The following is a 17296-nucleotide window of genomic DNA, read 5'->3' on the forward strand; positions in this document are numbered from 1 at the left end:
TCCACGCCGTTGGGAGAGGTCAAGAGCGATGTTGCTTGGCAAGGGGATGGCAGTTGGTTGCATGGGCGCGATGGCGCTCGCGGTCGCCGCGACGGCGGGTGCGCAGCAGCGCACGGTCGTCGGGATGCTGCCGGACGGAACGAAGGTCGAATCCATCCTGCTGCGCGACGGCAGCGGCATGCAGGCGCGCGTGCTGACGCTGGGCGCGGCGCTGCACGCGCTGGAAGTGCCGGATCGCGACGGCAAGTACGCCGACGTGGTGCTGGGCGACGCGACGCTGCAGGCCACGCTGGCCAAGCCGCAGTATTTCGGCACCATCGTCGGGCGCTTCGCCAACCGCATCGCGCACGGCAAGTTCAGCCTCGACGGGCGCGAATACACGGTCCCCGCCAATGACGGCCCCAACAGCCTGCACGGCGGCACGCGCGGCTTCGACAAGGTGGTCTGGGACGTGGTCGAGGCCAAGCCCGACCGCACCACCCTGCGCCATGTCAGCGCCGACGGCGACCAGGGCTATCCGGGCACGCTGACGGTCACCGCCACCTATGCGCTGGAAGGCGACGGCCGCCTGGCCATCGAATACCGCGCGAGCACCGATGCGCCGACCATCGTCAACCTGAGCAACCACGCGTACTGGAACCTGTCCGGCGAAGGCTCGGGCACGGCGATGGATCACGAACTGATGATTCCCGCCGACGCGTACACGCCGGTCGACGCGACCCTGATTCCCACCGGCGAGTTCCGGCCGGTGGCCGGCAGCGTGTTCGACTTCCGCACGCCCAAGCCGATCGGCCGGGACCTGCGCACCGGTGCCGAACCGCAGCTGCTGCACGGGCGTGGTTACGACCACAACTGGGTGATCAGCCGCGAGCCGGCCAAGGCGCCACGCGAAGTGGCGCGCGTGCACGACCCGCGTTCCGGACGGGTGATGTCGCTGGTGTCGACCCAGCCCGGCCTGCAGTTCTATTCCGGCAACTTCCTGGACGGCACCACGGTCGGCAAGAGCGGCCGCGTGTATCGCCAGGGCGATGCCATCGCGCTCGAACCCCAGCTGTTTCCCGACACGCCGAACCAGCCTGCCTTCGGTTCGGCGCGGCTCGCGCCCGGCCAGCAGTACGTGAACCGCATGGTCTACCGGTTCTCCACGGACAAGGACGCCAGCGACACCCGTTGATCCCGGCGCCTTCCGGCGCCGCATGCCCCCCCGCGACGGCCCCGGCCGGCGTGGATGCCGGAGGCATGCCCGAATCCTCTCAGGTAATGGAGATGCATCCGATGCAAAAGTGGCTGAAACCCCTGCTGGCCATCCTGCTCGCCGCCGCCGCGCCGATGGCGTCGGCCGCCGGCGGCGATCGCTGGTCGCCGGCCGAAGCGAAGACCTGGTACGAACAGCAACCCTGGCTGGTGGGCGCCAACTACACCACCTCCAACGCGATCAACCAGCTGGAGATGTTCCAGGCCGACACCTTCGACCCGGTGGCGATCGATCGCGAACTCGGCTGGGCGCGCGAGAAGTTCGGCATGAACACCATGCGCGTGTACCTGCATGACCTGTTGTGGAAGCAGGATCAGAAAGGCTTCCTGAAGCGCCTCGACCAGTTCCTCGCGATCGCCGCCAGGCATGGCATCCGTCCGATGCTGGTGCTGTTCGACAGCTGCTGGGACCCGGACCCGGTCCTCGGTGCGCAGCATCGCCCGATCCCCGGCGTGCACAACTCCGGCTGGGTGCAGAGCCCGGGCCGCCACGAACTGGTCGACCCGGCCAACGACGCGCACTTCCGTGCCTACGTGCAGGGCGTGGTCGGCGCCTTCGCCAACGACAAGCGCGTGCTGGCCTGGGATCTGTGGAACGAGCCGGACAATCCGGGCGGCGGCAGCTACATGGACAAGCAACTGGATCGCGAGCAGGCCCGGATCGAGGAACTGCTGCCGAAGGTGTTCGAATGGGCGCGCGCGAAGAAGCCGGTGCAGCCGCTCACCAGCGGCGTTTGGATCGGCGATGACTGGTCGCCGGGCGCGAAGAGCCTGACCGCCATCCAGCGCACCCAGCTGGAGCAGTCCGACGTCATCAGCTTCCACAACTATGAGCAGCCCGAGGCGTTCGAGGCCCGCGTCGCCCAGCTGCGTGGCTACGACCGTCCGCTGATCTGCACCGAATGGCTGGCGCGCGGCAACGGCTCCAACGTGGACACCATCCTGCCGATCGCGCGCCGCGAAAACATCGGCATGATCAACTGGGGTTTCGTCGACGGCGCCATCCAGACCCGCTTCCCGTGGGACAGCTGGCAGCGCCCCTACACCCTGCAGGAACCGACCCTGTGGTTCCACGATCTGCTCAAGACCGACGGCACGCCTTACCGCGCGCGTGAGGCCGAGCTGTTCCGAAAGATTGCCGGCACGCCCGGGAACGCCGTTTCCACCCCCTGAACCGAGACCTTCCTCCGGCCGCGACGCGGCCGGCGGATCGCTCACGCCCTTTTTCCGGAGAAGATGTCATGAACGCTCGTTTTCCCCGCTCGCTGCTGTCGCTTTCCATCCTGTCCGCCCTCATGTTGCCGTCCCTGGCCATGGCCCAGGACGGCGGTGCCAATGCCGGCGCGCAGCAGGCGCCGGCCGATCAGAACGCGTCCTCACAGGACGCCACCAACCTGGACACGGTGGTGGTGACCGCGCTGCGCCAGAGCCTGCAGACCGCGCAGGCGATCAAGCAGGACGCGGACATGGTGGTTGATTCGATCGTCGCCGAGGACATCGGCAAGCTGCCCGACAACAGCGTGGCCGACGCGCTCCAGCGCGTGACCGGCGTGCAGATCGCGCAGGGTGGCCAGGGTGAGACGACCTCGGTGGTGATCCGTGGCCTGCCCAACGTGATCAGCACCCTCAACGGGCGCGAGATCTTCAGCGGTTCCGGTCGCGGCTACGCCTTCCAGAACCTGCCGGCCACCGCGGTAAAGACGCTGCGGGTCTACAAGAGCAGCGAGGCCAGCCTGCCGCTCGGCGGCATCGCCGGCCTGGTCGACATCGAGCTGCGCCGTCCGTTCGATTTCGACGGCGCCGAGATCGCCGGCACCCTCACCGGCACGCACAGCGAGTACGGCGGCAAGGTCGATCCCAACGCCAGCCTGCTGCTCAGCAACCGCTGGGATACCGATGCCGGCGAGTTTGGCGCACTGGTCAATTTCGGTTACCTCGGCAAGCACTACGCTTACGACGCGGTGTGGGGCGATTTCCCGAAGATCGTGACCGATGCCGGCGGCACGCCGATGCGGACCGCGGATGGCAACCTGATCGCCGCTCCGAACGGCTGGGGCACCGCGTACAACCAGGGCGACCGCAAGCGCGGGGCGTTCAACTACGCCTTGCAGTGGAAGCCCAACGATCGCACCGAGGTCTACCTGGAAGGCCTGTACGACTGGGTCCGCGACGACTTCGACCAGGCGTTCTATTTCTCGTTCCCGAATGGCGCGGTGGCCCCGTCGCAGCTCGGCGTCGGCAACCACTGCTACGCCAACCAGCTGGATGGACCGCTGGCCGGCCAGACCGTCTGCGACGCGACCAGCGGCTCCTGGACCGGCGACACCTACGCCGCCACCAGCACCCAGGCGCACAAGCAGCGCGGCCAGGACATCCAGAACGCGCTGGGGGTGAAGTGGGATGGCGACCAGTTGCACCTGTCCACCGAGGTCACCCGCACGTCCGGCTACTACCGCGACGAGAACTTCATCATCGACACCTTCCTCAGCGGTTCGATCACCACGGTCTGGGAAGGCACCTCCGGCAGCCACCAGAACTGGTACCTGGCCGGCGATCCGGCGCTGGATCCGTCGCGCTTCTACCTCAACGGCCTGTTCCAGACCTGGGCGCATTCGCGCGGCGAGGAGAACAGTTGGCGCGGTGACGGCCGCTTCGAGTTCCTCGATGGCCCGATCGCCTCGATCCAGTTCGGCCTGCGCTATGCCGATCGCACCGCCAGCGCCAAGGGCAGCGTGGAGATCTCCACCCCGCCGCCGGGTGGCGCGGGCACCGGCAACATCACCGCCAACCCGAACCCGGACAACCAGGTCGTCGGCCTGTTCCCCGCGTCCAGCTTCTTCTGCAGCAAGCGCGACAATGCCGCCCTGCACCAGAAGTTCCTGGTGCCTTGCTACGACTACCTGATCGACAACGCCGACGCGCTGCGGTCCTTCTATGGGCTGCCCACCGGCCTGGCGCCGGAGAATCCGGGCCGCTTCTTCGACATCGGCGAGCGCAAGGCCGCCGGCTACCTGCAGGCCAAGTACGACTTCGAGCTGTTCGGCCTGCCGGTCGACGGCCTGGTCGGTGTGCGGATGGAAAAGGTCAAGCGCGATCTCAGCGCCTTTTCCTTCGATGCCGGCACTGGCGTCTACAGCCCGATCACCCGCCAGACCGACGACACCAACACGCTGCCCAACGCCAGCATGAACCTGCACTTCAGCGATGAATGGCAACTGCGCCTGGTGGCGGCCAAGACCATGAGCTACCCCGACTTCGGCGCGCTCAATCCGTCCATCTCGCTCAATCCCGGCACCATCAACCGGCCCGGCATCGCCTCCAGCGGCAACCCGGACCTGAGCCCGATCGAGTCGATGAACTACGACGCCTCGCTGGAGTGGTACTTCTCGCCGGTCGGCTACGCCAGCGCCGGCGTGTTCTATCGCGACATCGACGGCTACATCCAGACCTACGTCACCAACGTGACCATCGGCGGCGCCCCGTTCGAACTGTCCTCGCCCCAGAGCGCGGGCAGCGGCCACCTGCAGGGTGTCGAGCTCGCCTACCAGCAGACCTTCGACTTCCTGCCGGGCGCCTGGAGCGGCCTGGGCGCGCAGTTGAACTACACCTACATCGACGGATCCACGCGCTCGCCGCAGTTCATCGGCGGACCGGAAATCTCGCGCCCCCTGCAGAACGTGTCGAAGAACAACTACAACGCGGTCCTGTTCTACGAGAACCAGGCCCTGTCCGCGCGCCTGGCCTACGGTTACCGCAGCCGCTACATCGACTTCTTCACCCAGCCCACGGTGTCGGGCAACGAAGACCAGGTCGAGCCGGCAAGCTCGCTGGACTTCTCGGTCAGCTACGACGTCACCGCGCAGACCACGCTGGTGTTCTCGGCCACCAACCTGCTTGGCAACAACCTGCACCAGTTCTGGGGCGATGGCGACACACGTCCGCGCGACATCCGCTTCCAGGACAAGACGATCGCCCTGGGCCTGCGGTTCAAGCTGTGAAGAAAGGCGCGACGCCCCGGCTGGCGTGGCTGGCACCGGCGCTGCTGTGCGCCGGTGCGGCCTCCGCCGCGCCGGCCACGGCCGAGGCCCCGCGTGGCACGCGCGTGGCCGCGGGCATCGGCTATGCGTCGGCGCTCCAGCTGGCACACCAGCCGCGGGCACGCGACAACGGACGCATGCTGCTGGTGTTCGAGCCTTCCGCGCCGGGCGGCATCCCCCTGTATGAAAGCCGCGACGAGGGTGATCACTGGCGACAGGTGGGCGAGGTCGTCGATCAGCCGCACGGCGATGCGCGCCGCTGGCAACTGCGCTGGCAGCCGCACCTGAGCGAACTGGCGCGCACCAGCGGCGATCTTCCCGCCGGCACCCTGCTGCTCGCCGCCAATTCCACCGGCCGCAACGAGCACGATCAGGTGATCGCGCAGGATCTCCAGCTCTACGCCAGCCGCGATGGCGGCCAGCGCTGGGAATACCGTGGCAGCATCGTGCAGGGCGGCGGCCAGCCCTCCGACCGCCTGAACCAGGGCGTGTGGGAGCCCTACATCGTGGTCCTGGACGACGGCCGCATGGTCGCCTTCTATTCCAGCGAGCGGCACAAGCAGGACGGCTTCAACCAGTTGCTCGCCCACAAGGTTTCTCTCGACGGTGACCGCACCTGGGGATCGGAAACCGTGGACGTCGCACTCCCGGGCGGTGTCGAACGGCCCGGCATGGCCATCGTCGAGCGCGTTCCCGGCCGCGGTTACGCGATGGTGTTCGAGAACATCGACGGCGAGCGCAATGGCCAGGTCCATCTGAAATTCAGCGCCGACGGACTGGACTGGGGCGCGCCGGAGGATCCGGGCATCGCCCTGCGTACCGCCGCCGGCGCCTGGCCGGCCGCCTGCCCGAGCATCCGCTGGCTGCCTGGTGAAACCGCGGACGGCGTGCTGCTGGTCGCCGCGCAACGGGCCGGCGGCGGCGGCGATGCCGGCGGCCGGACCCTCTACCGCAACGACAGCGGTGGCCGTGGTCCTTGGTGGGAAGTCGAAGCGCCGGTGCGCAAGGCCAGCGGCAACATCCACGCCGGCTGGACGCAGGCCATGCTGGTGCGCGCCGACGGCCAGTTGCTGCACGTCACGTCCTCTTCCGTCGCCTCGGCCCCCGAGCGCGCCGAATCCAACGAGATCCTGCAGGCCACCGCGCCGCTGGCCCTGGGCCGGTACGAAGCCGAGAACGCGGTCCGTCGCCGCGCCGCGCAGATCGAAGACGCCACCGCGTCGGCCGGCCGCAAGGTACGGCTGGCCAGCGGCGCCGATGCCGATCTGGTGTTCGAGGTCCAGGCCGGTCGCACCGGTGACCGCAAGATCCGCCTGCGCCATGCCGACACCGGTTTCGCCGCCACGCCACGCGTGCAGGTGAACGGCCAATCGCTTCCCTCTCCTCCCGCCCCCGCGCCCCGGACCGGCTGGCGCGAAACCGAATTCACCGCGCCCCTGCGGGCCGGCGGCAACCGCATCGTGGTGACCAACGGCGACCGGCCACTGGACTACGACTACCTCGAAATCGCCCCGGTGGCGCCATGACCCCCCACGGTTCCCATCCCATGTCCCCAGTCGTGCTATACCCCTATTGTCGGATAATCAGAGTGCCCGCCGGATGCGGCGCACCGAACCCAAGGGGATCCAGTGAAGCAAATCGCGGTACGCAATCTTTACGATCAGGTGATCCAGGCCATCGGCCGGATGATCGTCAGCGGCGAGATCAAGCCGGGCGAGCTCCTGCCCCGCGAGGAAGTACTGGCCCAGCGCATGGCGGTGAGCCGCACCGCGCTGCGCGAAGGGTTGAAGGTGCTTGGCTCCAAGGGCTTGATCGAAACCAGGCAGAAGACCGGCACCCGGGTGCGCGAACCGCGCCACTGGAACCAGCTCGATCCGGACATCCTGGCCTGGCGCTGCGCGTCGATGCCGACCGAGGATTTCGTCGAGAAGCTGGTGGAGATGCGCGAGATCATCGAGCCGGCCGCAGCGGCCGCCGCCTCGCGCAGGCGCTCGCCGGAACAACTGGCGAAGATCAAGGCGGCCTACGAAGCGATGGCCGCGGCCACGGACCAGGACGCCTGGGCCGAAGCGGATCTGGCTTTCCACGAGTGCGTGCTGGACGCGACCAACAACGAACTGATGGGTTCGCTGTTCTCGGTCATCGATGCGGCCCTGGGTGCGTACTTCCTGCTGTCGGCGCAGACCGCGGCCGACTTCAAGTATTCGTTGCCGCGTCACTTCGACGTTTACGACGCGATCCGGCTCAAGCGGCCGGACGCCGCGCGCGAGGCGATGCTCGGCATGATCGAGGACTCGCGCGCCAACATCAAGGGACGAAGGCGCGCGCGCAAGTCCACCCGCTGACGGAGTCCCCATGAGCACCGCCTGGATGCAACCCCTCCCTCTGGTTGCCATCCTGCGCGGGCTCACCCCGCAGGAAGCGCCGGCCATCGGCACGGCGCTGGCCGAGGCCGGCTTCCGGATCCTGGAAGTCCCGCTCAACTCGCCGCAACCGCTGGAGAGCATCGCGCTGCTCGCGCGTGCGCTGGGCGGGCAATGCCTGGTCGGCGCCGGCACCGTGCTCACGTCGCGCCAGGTCCAGGACGTGGCGGAGGCCGGCGGCCGGCTGATCGTGATGCCGCACGCCGACGTCGAGGTGATCGCCGCCGCGCACGCGCGTGGCCTGCGCTGCACGCCGGGCGTCGCCACGCCCACCGAGGCCTTCGCCGCACTGCGCGCCGGCGCCGACGCATTGAAGCTGTTTCCCGCCGAGCAACTGCCGCCGCCGGTGCTGAAAGCCTGGCTCAGCGTGCTGCCGCGCGGCACCGGCGTACTGCCGGTGGGCGGCATCACCCCCGAACGCATGGCCGCCTACCGCGACGCGGGCGCGGCCGGCTTCGGCATCGGCTCGGCGCTGTATGCGCCCGGCACCCCGCCCGCCGAAGCGGCGCGGCGCGCGCATGCCTTCATCGACGCATGGAACAAGACCAACCGGGACCCCACCCCATGAAGATCACCGCCATCACGACTTTCCTCGTGCCGCCCCGCTGGCTGTTCGTCCGCATCGACACCGATGCGGGCATCAGCGGCTGGGGCGAACCCATCGTCGAGGGCCGCGCGCACACCGTGGCCGCCGCGGTGGAAGAACTGTCCGACTATCTCATCGGCAAGGATCCGCGTTTGATCGAGGACCACTGGAACGTGCTGTACCGGGGTGGCTTCTATCGCGGCGGTCCGGTGCTGATGAGCGCGCTGGCCGGCCTGGACCAGGCGCTGTGGGACATCCACGGCAAGGCCCTGGGCGTTCCGGTGCACGCCCTGCTGGGCGGCAAGGTGCGCGATCGCATCCGGGTGTACTCGTGGATTGGCGGCGACCGGCCGGCCGATACCGCGCGCGCAGCGAAGGAAGCGGTGGCGCGCGGCTTCACCGCGGTCAAGATGAACGCCACCGAGGAGGTGCAGTTCGTGGATTCCCACGAGAAGGTCACCCACGTGCTGGAGAACGTGCAGGCCGTGCGCGAGGCGGTCGGCCGCGAGATCGGCCTGGCGGTGGACTTCCATGGTCGCGTGCACAAGCCGATGGCGAAGGTGCTGATGCGCGAACTGGCGCCGTTCGGATTGATGTTCATCGAGGAACCGGTGCTGTCCGAACACCTCGAAGCGATTCCCGAGCTGGCCGCGCTCTCGCCAGCGCCCATCGCGCTGGGCGAGCGCCTGTACTCGCGCTTCGACTTCAAGCGGGTGCTGCAGACCGGCGGTGTCGACATCATCCAGCCGGATCCCTCGCACGCCGGCGGCATCACCGAGACCCGCAAGATCGCCGCGATGGCCGAAGCCTACGACGTGGCGCTGGCGCTGCATTGTCCGCTGGGCCCGATCGCGCTGGCCGCCAACCTGCAACTCGATGCGGTCTGCTACAACGCCTTCATCCAGGAACAGAGCCTGGGCATCCACTACAACGCCGCCAACGACCTGCTCGATTACCTGGCCGACCGCGCGCCGTTCGCCTACAACGACGGCTACGTGGCGATCCCGGACGGGCCCGGCCTGGGCATCGAAATCAACCAGGCCTACGTGGACGAACGCGCCGCCGAAGGCCATCGCTGGCGCAATCCGGTATGGCGCCACGCCGATGGCAGCGTGGCGGAATGGTGACCGCGATGACCGAACAGAATCCCCTGCCTGCTGGCGCGATGGCGCGCTATCCCAGCCTCGCCGGCCGCAGCGTCCTGATCACCGGCGGCGCCACCGGCATCGGCGCCAGCTTCGTCGGACACTTCGCCCGCCAGGGTGCGCGCGTCGCCTTCCTCGACATCGACGACGATGGCGCGCAGGCCCTGCTGGATGCACTCGGCCCGGTCGATCACGTTCCGGTCTACCTGCGCTGCGACGTGACCGATCTGGATGCGCTGCATGCCGCCATCGACCGGGCGCGCGGGCACATCGGTCCCATCGCCGTACTGGTCAACAACGCCGCCAACGACGGCCGGCACGGCTTCGGCGACACCACGGCGGCCGACTTCGAGCGCAACATGGCGGTGAACCTGCGCCACCAATACTTCGCCACCCAGGCGGTGGCGGCGGACATGCGCGCGCTTGGCGGCGGCTCGGTGATCTGCCTCGGCTCCACCGGCTGGATGATCAAGAACGCCGGCTACCCGATGTACGCCATCGCCAAGTCCGCGGTGCACGGCTTGGTCAACGGCCTGGCGCGCGAACTCGGCGCGGACCGCATCCGCATCAACGCGCTGGTGCCGGGCTGGGTGATCACCGAAAAGCAGCGTCGGCTGTGGCTGGATGCGGAAGGCGAAGCGCAGATCCGGCGCGCGCAATGCCTGCCGGGCTATCTGCGACCGGACGATCTGGCCCGCGCGGCGCTGTTCCTGGCCGCCGACGACAGCCGCATGTGCACCGGCCAGGACTTCATCGTCGACGGCGGCTGGGTATGAGCATGGACGTGGGCGTGGTGGTGCCCGCCGGCAACCGGCTCGGCGAGGGCGTGCTCTGGTGCGATCGCGAGCAGGCGCTGTACTGGACCGACATCCATGCCGCGCGACTGTGGCGATACGTGCCCGCGCGCGGCGCGGTCGACCAATGGCCGCTGCCGGAACGATTGGCTTCGTTCGCGCTGTGCGAGGCGGAGGGCTGGCTGCTGCTGGCCCTGGCGTCGCGGCTGGCGTTCTTCCACCCACAGCGCTACGAACTGCGCGAACTGCACCGCATCGGCATCGTGCCCGAGACCCGCGCCAACGACGGCGCCTGCGATCGCCAGGGACGCTTCGTGTTCGGCACCCTGCACGAACCGGCGCGGGGTCCGAAATACGCGGTGGGCGGGTTCCATCGGCTGCACGCCGATCTGTCGCTGGAAGCGCTGCCGCTGCCGCGCGTGGCGATCGCCAACAGCATCGCCTTCAGTCCGGATGGCGCGACCATGTACTTCTGCGACTCGCTGCAGAAGACGATCCAGCGCTGCGACTACGGCGATGTGCCCGGTCCCGCGTCGACCTTCGTCGATCTGACCGCGCAGGACGGCGAGCCGGACGGCAGCGTGGTCGACGCCGAAGGCGGCCTGTGGAACGCGCAGTGGGGCGCGGCGCGGGTGGTGCGCTATCGGCCTGACGGCCGCGAGGATCGCCGCGTCGCCATCCCCGCCACGCAACCGACCCGCCCCGTTTTCGGCGGCGCCGACCTGCGCACCCTGTTCGTCACCAGCGCGCATGACGGCCTGGACCCGGATGCGCGCGGGCGCGACCGCCATGCCGGCGACGTGTTCGCCTTCATCCCCGGCATCGCCGGGCTGCCCGAGCCCCGGTTCGCCGGTGACCCCGACGCCAAGCCGCGCCGCTGACGCCGCGCATTCCCGCCCGGAGATTCCATGACCCTTTCCACCCTCGACGTCGGCATCGTGCTGGCCTACCTGGCCGCCATCTTCATCCTCGCGCAATGGGTGTCGCGCGAGAAGGCGGGCCACGAGAAATCCGCGCAGGACTATTTCCTCGCCAGCCGCGCCCTGCCCTGGTGGGCGATCGGCGCCTCGCTGATCGCCGCCAACATTTCCGCCGAACAGATCATCGGCATGTCCGGCTCGGGCTACGCCATCGGCCTGGCCATCGCCTCCTACGAATGGATGGCGGCGCTGACCCTGCTGATCGTCGGCAAGTGGTTCCTGCCGATCTTCCTGCGCAACGGCATCACCACCATGCCGCAGTTCCTGGAAGAGCGGTACGGCAACCGCATCCGCACGCTGATGGCGGTGTTCTGGCTGGGCCTGTACGTGTTCGTCAACCTGACCTCGATCCTGTGGCTGGGATCCATCGCGGTCTCGCAGGTGGCGGGCATCGACCAGGACCTGGCCCTGATCCTGCTCGGCACCTTCGCCCTGGCCTACCAGTTGTATGGCGGCCTGAAGGCGGTGGCGCTGACCGACATCGTGCAGGTGTCGCTGCTGGTGCTGGGTGGCCTGCTGGTCACCGGCATCACCCTGGGGCAGATCGGCCACGGCAGCGTGATCGATGGCTTCACCACGCTGTGGCAGCAGCAGCCGGAGAAGTTCGAGATGATCCTGGACCAGGACAATCCCTTCTACAAGGACCTGCCCGGCCTGTCGGTGCTGCTGGGCGGCATGTGGATCGCCAACCTGAGCTACTGGGGTTTCAACCAGTACATCATCCAGCGCGCGCTCGCCGCCAAGGATATCCGCGAGGCGCAGAAGGGCGTGGTGTTCGCCGCGTTCCTGAAGCTGCTGATGCCGGTGATCGTGGTGCTGCCGGGCATCGCCGCGGTAGTGCTGGCACCGCAGCTCGAGCGCCCGGACGCGGCCTATCCGACCATGATGCGACTGCTGCCCAGCGGCGTGCTGGGCCTGGTGTTCGCCGCGCTGGTGGCGGCGATCGTCGCGTCGCTGGCCTCCAAGATCAATTCGGTGGCGACCATCTTCACCCTGGATTTCTATGCCAAGCGCGATCGCGAGGCCTCGCAGGCCAAGCTGGTGCGGGTGGGCCGGATCACCGCGGCCGTGGCGATCCTGGTGGCGGTGCTGACCGCGCGTCCGCTGCTGGGCGGTTTCGACCAGGGCTTCCAGTACATCCAGGAATTCACCGGCTTCTTCACCCCGGGCATCGTGGTGATCTTCCTGCTGGGACTGTTCTGGAAGCGCGCCAACGAAGCCGGCGCGCTGGCCGCGGCGATCGGCTCGTTCCTGCTGTCGCTGGTGCTCAAGCTGGCCTGGCCGTCGCTGCCTTTCATGGATCGCATCGGCCTGGTATTCCTGCTGGCGCTGGTCCTGGCCGTTGGCGTGGCGCTGGCGACGCGTTCGACCGGTGACCGGGATCGCATCCGCACCGACGACGTCAGCTATACCACCGCGCCCTCGTTCAACGTGGCCTCGTTGGCGGTGGTCGCCATCCTGCTCGCCCTGTACGCGACCTTCTGGTGATGCGCATGTTGGGCTTCCGCGCACCGTTCCGGCGCATGCTGCTCACCGGCCTGATGCTGGCCACGGCGCCGGTCTGGGCGATCGAGGTCGGCTGGACCGACACCGCCACCATCGCCGCACGGGATGCGGGCTGGGGACGCATGACCCGGCTGGCGGATGGGCGCTGGCTGGCGGTGACCACGCGCTTCCACGCGGACCGGCCGACCACGCTCGTGCTGTCCGTCGGCGATGACCGCGCGCGCGACTGGCAGCCGTGGTCCGAGGTCGTCGAACCCGGACGCAAGATAGACAACGGCGAAGTCCTTGCCCTGCCCGATGGCCGCGTGTTGCTGGCGATGCGTTCGCTGATCGACGGTGCCTCGTACCGCCTGCATCTCTACTCCAGCGACAACGGCGCCCGCAGTTGGCGATTCCTGAGCGTCATCGACCGGAACGAGGCGCCGGGCGGCCGCGATGATCGCGGGGTATGGGAGCCGGTGCTCGGCCTGCTCGACGACGGCACGCTGTCGGTCCTGTATGCCGACGAAACCCTGGCCGACGGCCAGCCACCCTACAATCAGGTCGTGTCCCAGCGCCTCTCGCGCGATGGGGGACGCAGTTGGGAAGCCAAGACCACGATCGTCGCCCAACCTGGTGGCGGCGCGTTGCGGCCGGGCATGCCGGTGATGGCGCGGCGGCCGCAGGGCGGGTATGTACTGGTGTTCGAAATCTGCGGCGAGGACACGCATTGCCCGGTCTCGTACAAGATCTCGCCGGATGGCCGCGACTGGCCAGCCGGCCTGGGCACGCCGCTGGCGGATCAGCGCTGCGGGCCGCAGATCACCACCACCACCCGCGGCACGATGTTCGTCACCTCCTGCCAGAACGAGATCAGCGTGAGCGAGGACGGGGGCGGACACTGGCGACGCCTGCCCGAACCCGCCTGGCCGATCGGCTTCCGTCACTCCTGGCCGGCCGTCTACGAGATCGCGCCCGACGAGATCGGCGTCGTCAACGTCACCGAGGGCGGTCGCGTGCAGATCCGGTTCGGAAGCTATTGAGCATCAGGCGCGGTCAAGACGCCCTTGCCCCGGGGCATCAGCCTGCGCGAGCGGCATGCTTCGCCAGGACAATCTTGGTGGCAACCAGCACCGGCACCGCGACCACGAACAGCAGCGCCACCGCCATGAACGCGGTTTCGAAGGCGATGGCCAGGGTTTGACCAGTCATCGCCCGGCCCACCAGGCCAAGGGAAGCGCGACTGGCGGAGATGGGATCCAGGCCGCGGTCCGCGAGTACCGCGGTCACCGCCGCCAGCCGTTCGGCCACCGCCACTCCACCCCTGGCCAGGTGGGTGCCAAGCACCGTCGCGTTGGCGTGGGTCTCGTGTTCAATCAGGGTCTGCAAGCCCGCCACGCCCACCAGGCCACCCACCTGGCGGCCGCTGTCAAACAGGCCGATGCCGCTGGCCAACTGGTGTGGACGCAGGTGGCTGAAGGCGATCAGCGTGATCGACAGGAACAGCAGGCCGAGCCCGAATCCGCGCAGCAGGATGGCGGCCATCATGTCGTCAGCTCCGCTCTCGCGGCTGGATCCCGACAGCATCCACATGGCCACCATGATCATCAGGATGCCGAATGGCACCGTCGCCACCGGCGGCACACGGCGCGCCTGCATCAGGTAGGCCGCCAGCAGCAACGCGATGACGAACAGCGCACCGCTGGGCAGCAGCAATAGCCCGGCATCGGCCAGGGTGAATCCCAGCACCGACACCGCGAATGAAGGAATCAGGAAGCCGCTGCCGAACAGCGCCGCGCCCGCCACGAAGCTGACGACGAAGGCAAAACAGAATTCCTCGTTCGTGAACACCGAAAAACGGGGCAGGCTGCCGCCGCCCATCCACAGTTGCCGGCCGCACCACCCGAGCAGCGCCGCTGCGCCGATTCCGGCGAGCCAGGCAATGCGTGGTTCCTGGAACCAGTCCCATCGGTTGCCCTGGATCAATACGTAGGAGAGGCACACGGCGGTGGTGCCCAGCAGCAGGAACCCCGGCCCGTCGAATGGCGCGGCGCCGCCACCTGCCGGCGTGTCCGCCACATCCGACATCAACAGGATGCCCGCCGCAGCCAGTGCAAGCGGAAACACGCCGAAAAATATCCAGGTCCAGGACTGCATGTCGATCAACCAGCCCTGCAGCGCGGGCGCCAAGGTGGCAGGCGCCACCACCGATCCCATCGCGAACACGGCCTGCAACAGCGGTTGCCGAGCCGCCGGAAAGGCCAGGAACAGCAGGGTCTGCCCGGTGACCAGCAACAGGCCGCCGGACAGGCCCTGCAGGCCCCGGAGCGCGATCAGCAGATCCAGGCGCACGCTGACGGCGGCAATCAGGCAAGCCAATCCCATCGCCAGCGTTGCACCGATCATCACGCGGCGGGTTCGCAGGTGCGCGATCGCCCACGGCGCCAGCAGGAAACCGACGAACTTCATGGCCGCATAACCCACGTCCAGCCACGCGAACTCGTCCGGCGTGGCATGCGTATCGCCGATGATGTCGTTGCGCCCGAGCGACAACACGGTGCCGGCAATCGCCTCGGTCAGCACCGCCATCACCACGCCGACGACCAGTAACGGGCCAGGCGTGGCGGCGACGCGCTCGGGCGCGGCTGCGGCGGGGTTCACGATCCGGTCCGCCGCTCGACCCACACGCGGGCGGACAGGCCCGGCACCAGCCGCGCCGGCAACGGATGGCCGGCGAAACGTATCTTCACCGGCACGCGCTGCACCACCCGGACGAAGTTGCCGGTGGCGTTGTCGACCGGCAGCAGGCTGAAGGCGGAGCCGCTGCCCGGCGCGAAACTGTCGACCACGCCCTGGAAATCCGCATCCGGATAACCGTCAATCTCGATGCGGACGCGCTGGCCGGGGCGAAGCTGGGCCAGTTGCGTCTCCTTGAAGTTCGCCACCAGCCACAACGCATCGACCGGCACGATGTCCAGCAGGGGCGTGCCCGCGGTGACGAAGCGGCCGACCCGCACCTGGCGGTTGCCGACCACGCCCGCCACCGGCGCGCGGACCGCGGTGCCGTCCAGATCGATCCGCGCCAGATCGCGCAGCGCGATGGCCTGCGCCACCGCGGCAAGTGCGGCTTCGCGCTGGCTGGCGAGCACGGAAATCTTCCGCATCTGCGCCTCCACCGAGGCCGAGGCCGCCGATACGCCCGCCTCGGCGCGGGACCGCGCCGCGTCGCTTTCATCCACCTGGTCCTGGCTGACGAACCGGCCGCGGATGAGCTCGCGGCGGCGATCGGAGATCTTCGCCGCCAGCCGCATCTCGGCCAGTTGGGCATGCCGCTGCGCCGTGGCCTGCCGGATCAACGCCTGCTGCAGCGCCGCCTCGGCATCCACGTTGACCAGCCGCGCTTGCGCGGCCTGCACGTTGGCCTCGGCCTGGGCCAGCCGCGCCCGGTAGTCGCGATCGTCAATGCGGAACAGCACCTCGCCCGCGCGCACCACTTGGTTGTCCTGGACATTCACTTCCCTGACGTAGCCGGCGATCTTGGGCGCCAGCGACGTCACATCCCCGCGTACGTAGGCATTGTCGGTGGAGATGCTGGCGTCCGCACGCGTCCAGGCCCAGCCCGCGCCCACGGCCACGATGGCGCCCAGGCACAGCAGCACGCCGAGTTTCCGCGCGCGACGGCGCGGCGGCGGATTCGGGACCGCCCTGTCGCCGGCGGCGGCGGCGGCGGGGGACATGTTTTCTTCAGGCGCTTGCATGTGGGTACCCGCGGGAAAGGTCGGCACGGTTCGCGGTCATCGGCCGGATTCAGCCCGCCGTGGGCGCGTTCGCGCGGGCCAGCCAGTCTTCGAAACGGATCGCGCCCAGGCGCGCGCCGGGACCGGGGGTCAGCGACTGGTCATCCAGTTCGCCGCCGAAGTAGCGCGCATGCACGTCCGGCACGACCTTGCGCATGTCACCGGTCGCGGCGAACAGGCGCTTGACCAGTTCGTCGAGTGGCGTGGCTTCGGGCCCGGCGACTTCCAGCGTGCCATTGATCGGCACCGCCATCGCCGCGTCCGCCAGCGCCGCGACAACGTCGTCGGAAGCGATGGTCTGGATCAGCGCCGGCGACAACCGGACCTCGTCGCCGATGGCGGCCGCCTGGGCGATGCCGGCGACGAACTCGTGGAACTGGGTGGCCCGCACGATCGTGTAGGGAATGCCCGCGGCCTTGATCAATGCTTCCTGCGCCACCTTGGCACGGAAGTAACCGTTGTCCGGATTGCGCTCGCTGCCGACGATGGACAGCGCCACGTGGTGCCGCACGCCGGCAGCCGTCGCGGCAGCCAGCAGGTTCCGGCCCGAAGTCTCGAAGAACGCCAGTACCGCTTGATCGTCCCACGCCGGCGCGTTCGCCACATCGACCACCACCTCCACCCCATCCATGGCCTCGGCCAGCCCTTCGCGGGTGATGGTGTCCACCCCCGTGCTCGGCGCGGCCGCGAATACGTCATGGCCGTGACTGCGCAAGGTGGCGACGAGCTTGGAGCCGATCAGGCCGGTGCCGCCGATGACGATGATCTTCATGTGGGTGTTCTCCGCTGGGTTCG

14 protein-coding genes are annotated in these 17296 nt (G+C 68.7%); 11 read left to right on the forward strand and 3 right to left on the reverse strand.

Annotated elements, in window-relative coordinates; translation table 11 throughout:
• Positions 1-46: 46 nt before the first annotated feature.
• From AC3DE2_RS18160 to AC3DE2_RS18210, 11 genes are all read left to right on the forward strand, one after another.
• Entirely contained in the window at positions 47-1174 is a 1128-nt protein-coding gene (locus AC3DE2_RS18160) for an aldose epimerase family protein (protein ID WP_295383079.1), read from the forward strand.
• Positions 1175-1266: 92 nt separating this feature from the next.
• The gene (locus tag AC3DE2_RS18165) at positions 1267-2427 is read left to right on the forward strand and encodes a cellulase family glycosylhydrolase (protein WP_488427296.1); all 1161 of its coding nucleotides are present in this window, start codon (positions 1267-1269) and stop codon (positions 2425-2427) included.
• 68 nt (positions 2428-2495) lie between these two features.
• Positions 2496-5252 carry a TonB-dependent receptor gene (locus AC3DE2_RS18170; protein WP_488427297.1) on the forward strand — a complete coding sequence of 919 codons (2757 nt, stop codon included), beginning with the start codon at positions 2496-2498 and terminating at the stop codon, positions 5250-5252.
• Positions 5249-6817, forward strand: coding sequence for a sialidase family protein (locus AC3DE2_RS18175; protein ID WP_488427298.1), 1569 nt, complete (start codon positions 5249-5251; stop codon positions 6815-6817). Before AC3DE2_RS18170 ends, AC3DE2_RS18175 begins: the two co-directional genes overlap by 4 nt.
• A gap of 102 nt (positions 6818-6919) precedes the next feature.
• Entirely contained in the window at positions 6920-7636 is a 717-nt protein-coding gene (locus AC3DE2_RS18180; RefSeq protein WP_295383073.1) for a FadR/GntR family transcriptional regulator, read from the forward strand.
• Positions 7637-7646: 10 nt separating this feature from the next.
• Positions 7647-8282 carry a 2-dehydro-3-deoxy-6-phosphogalactonate aldolase gene (locus tag AC3DE2_RS18185; protein WP_488427299.1) on the forward strand — a complete coding sequence of 212 codons (636 nt, stop codon included), beginning with the start codon at positions 7647-7649 and terminating at the stop codon, positions 8280-8282.
• The gene (gene dgoD, locus AC3DE2_RS18190; protein WP_295383071.1) at positions 8279-9427 is read left to right on the forward strand and encodes a galactonate dehydratase; all 1149 of its coding nucleotides are present in this window, start codon (positions 8279-8281) and stop codon (positions 9425-9427) included. Before AC3DE2_RS18185 ends, dgoD begins: the two co-directional genes overlap by 4 nt.
• A 5-nt stretch (positions 9428-9432) precedes the next feature.
• Positions 9433-10221, forward strand: coding sequence for an SDR family NAD(P)-dependent oxidoreductase (locus AC3DE2_RS18195; RefSeq protein WP_488427300.1), 789 nt, complete (start codon positions 9433-9435; stop codon positions 10219-10221).
• Positions 10218-11120, forward strand: a complete 903-nt coding sequence (locus tag AC3DE2_RS18200) for an SMP-30/gluconolactonase/LRE family protein (protein WP_295383067.1) — start codon at positions 10218-10220, stop codon at positions 11118-11120. Before AC3DE2_RS18195 ends, AC3DE2_RS18200 begins: the two co-directional genes overlap by 4 nt.
• Before the next feature lie 27 nt (positions 11121-11147).
• Positions 11148-12707 carry a sodium/sugar symporter gene (locus AC3DE2_RS18205; protein WP_488427301.1) on the forward strand — a complete coding sequence of 520 codons (1560 nt, stop codon included), beginning with the start codon at positions 11148-11150 and terminating at the stop codon, positions 12705-12707.
• Positions 12708-12712: 5 nt separating this feature from the next.
• On the forward strand, positions 12713-13747 hold the full coding sequence (locus AC3DE2_RS18210) for a sialidase family protein (RefSeq protein ID WP_488427302.1): 1035 nt from the start codon (positions 12713-12715) through the stop codon (positions 13745-13747).
• Positions 13748-13784: 37 nt separating this feature from the next.
• Here the strand turns inward: AC3DE2_RS18210 and AC3DE2_RS18215 are convergent, their stop codons facing one another.
• From AC3DE2_RS18215 to AC3DE2_RS18225, 3 genes are all read right to left on the reverse strand, one after another.
• Positions 13785-15365, reverse strand: coding sequence for an MFS transporter (locus AC3DE2_RS18215; protein ID WP_488427303.1), 1581 nt, complete (start codon positions 15363-15365; stop codon positions 13785-13787).
• Positions 15362-16441 carry an HlyD family secretion protein gene (locus AC3DE2_RS18220; protein WP_488427304.1) on the reverse strand — a complete coding sequence of 360 codons (1080 nt, stop codon included), beginning with the start codon at positions 16439-16441 and terminating at the stop codon, positions 15362-15364. The genes AC3DE2_RS18215 and AC3DE2_RS18220 overlap by 4 nt, the downstream gene beginning before the upstream one ends.
• 70 nt (positions 16442-16511) lie before the next feature.
• Positions 16512-17273 (reverse strand): SDR family oxidoreductase, encoded by a 762-nt coding sequence (locus AC3DE2_RS18225; protein WP_295383059.1) that lies wholly within the window; start codon positions 17271-17273, stop codon positions 16512-16514.
• Positions 17274-17296: the final 23 nt, after the last annotated feature.

Source organism: Pseudoxanthomonas sp. 68-E7, from assembly GCF_057773145.1.

Excerpts from the sequence above, each read along its gene's own strand:
- AC3DE2_RS18225 (WP_295383059.1), bottom strand. The coding sequence starts at position 17,273 with ATGAAGATCATCGTCATCGGCGGCACCGGCCTGATCGGCTCCAAGCTC.
- AC3DE2_RS18200 (WP_295383067.1), top strand. The coding sequence starts at position 10,218 with ATGAGCATGGACGTGGGCGTGGTGGTGCCCGCCGGCAACCGGCTCGGC.
- AC3DE2_RS18160 (WP_295383079.1), top strand. The coding sequence starts at position 47 with ATGGCAGTTGGTTGCATGGGCGCGATGGCGCTCGCGGTCGCCGCGACG.
- AC3DE2_RS18195 (WP_488427300.1), top strand. The coding sequence starts at position 9,433 with ATGACCGAACAGAATCCCCTGCCTGCTGGCGCGATGGCGCGCTATCCC.
- AC3DE2_RS18220 (WP_488427304.1), bottom strand. The coding sequence starts at position 16,441 with ATGTCCCCCGCCGCCGCCGCCGCCGGCGACAGGGCGGTCCCGAATCCG.
- AC3DE2_RS18185 (WP_488427299.1), top strand. The coding sequence starts at position 7,647 with ATGAGCACCGCCTGGATGCAACCCCTCCCTCTGGTTGCCATCCTGCGC.
- AC3DE2_RS18170 (WP_488427297.1), top strand. The coding sequence starts at position 2,496 with ATGAACGCTCGTTTTCCCCGCTCGCTGCTGTCGCTTTCCATCCTGTCC.
- AC3DE2_RS18165 (WP_488427296.1), top strand. The coding sequence starts at position 1,267 with ATGCATCCGATGCAAAAGTGGCTGAAACCCCTGCTGGCCATCCTGCTC.
- dgoD (WP_295383071.1), top strand. The coding sequence starts at position 8,279 with ATGAAGATCACCGCCATCACGACTTTCCTCGTGCCGCCCCGCTGGCTG.
- AC3DE2_RS18205 (WP_488427301.1), top strand. The coding sequence starts at position 11,148 with ATGACCCTTTCCACCCTCGACGTCGGCATCGTGCTGGCCTACCTGGCC.
- AC3DE2_RS18210 (WP_488427302.1), top strand. The coding sequence starts at position 12,713 with ATGTTGGGCTTCCGCGCACCGTTCCGGCGCATGCTGCTCACCGGCCTG.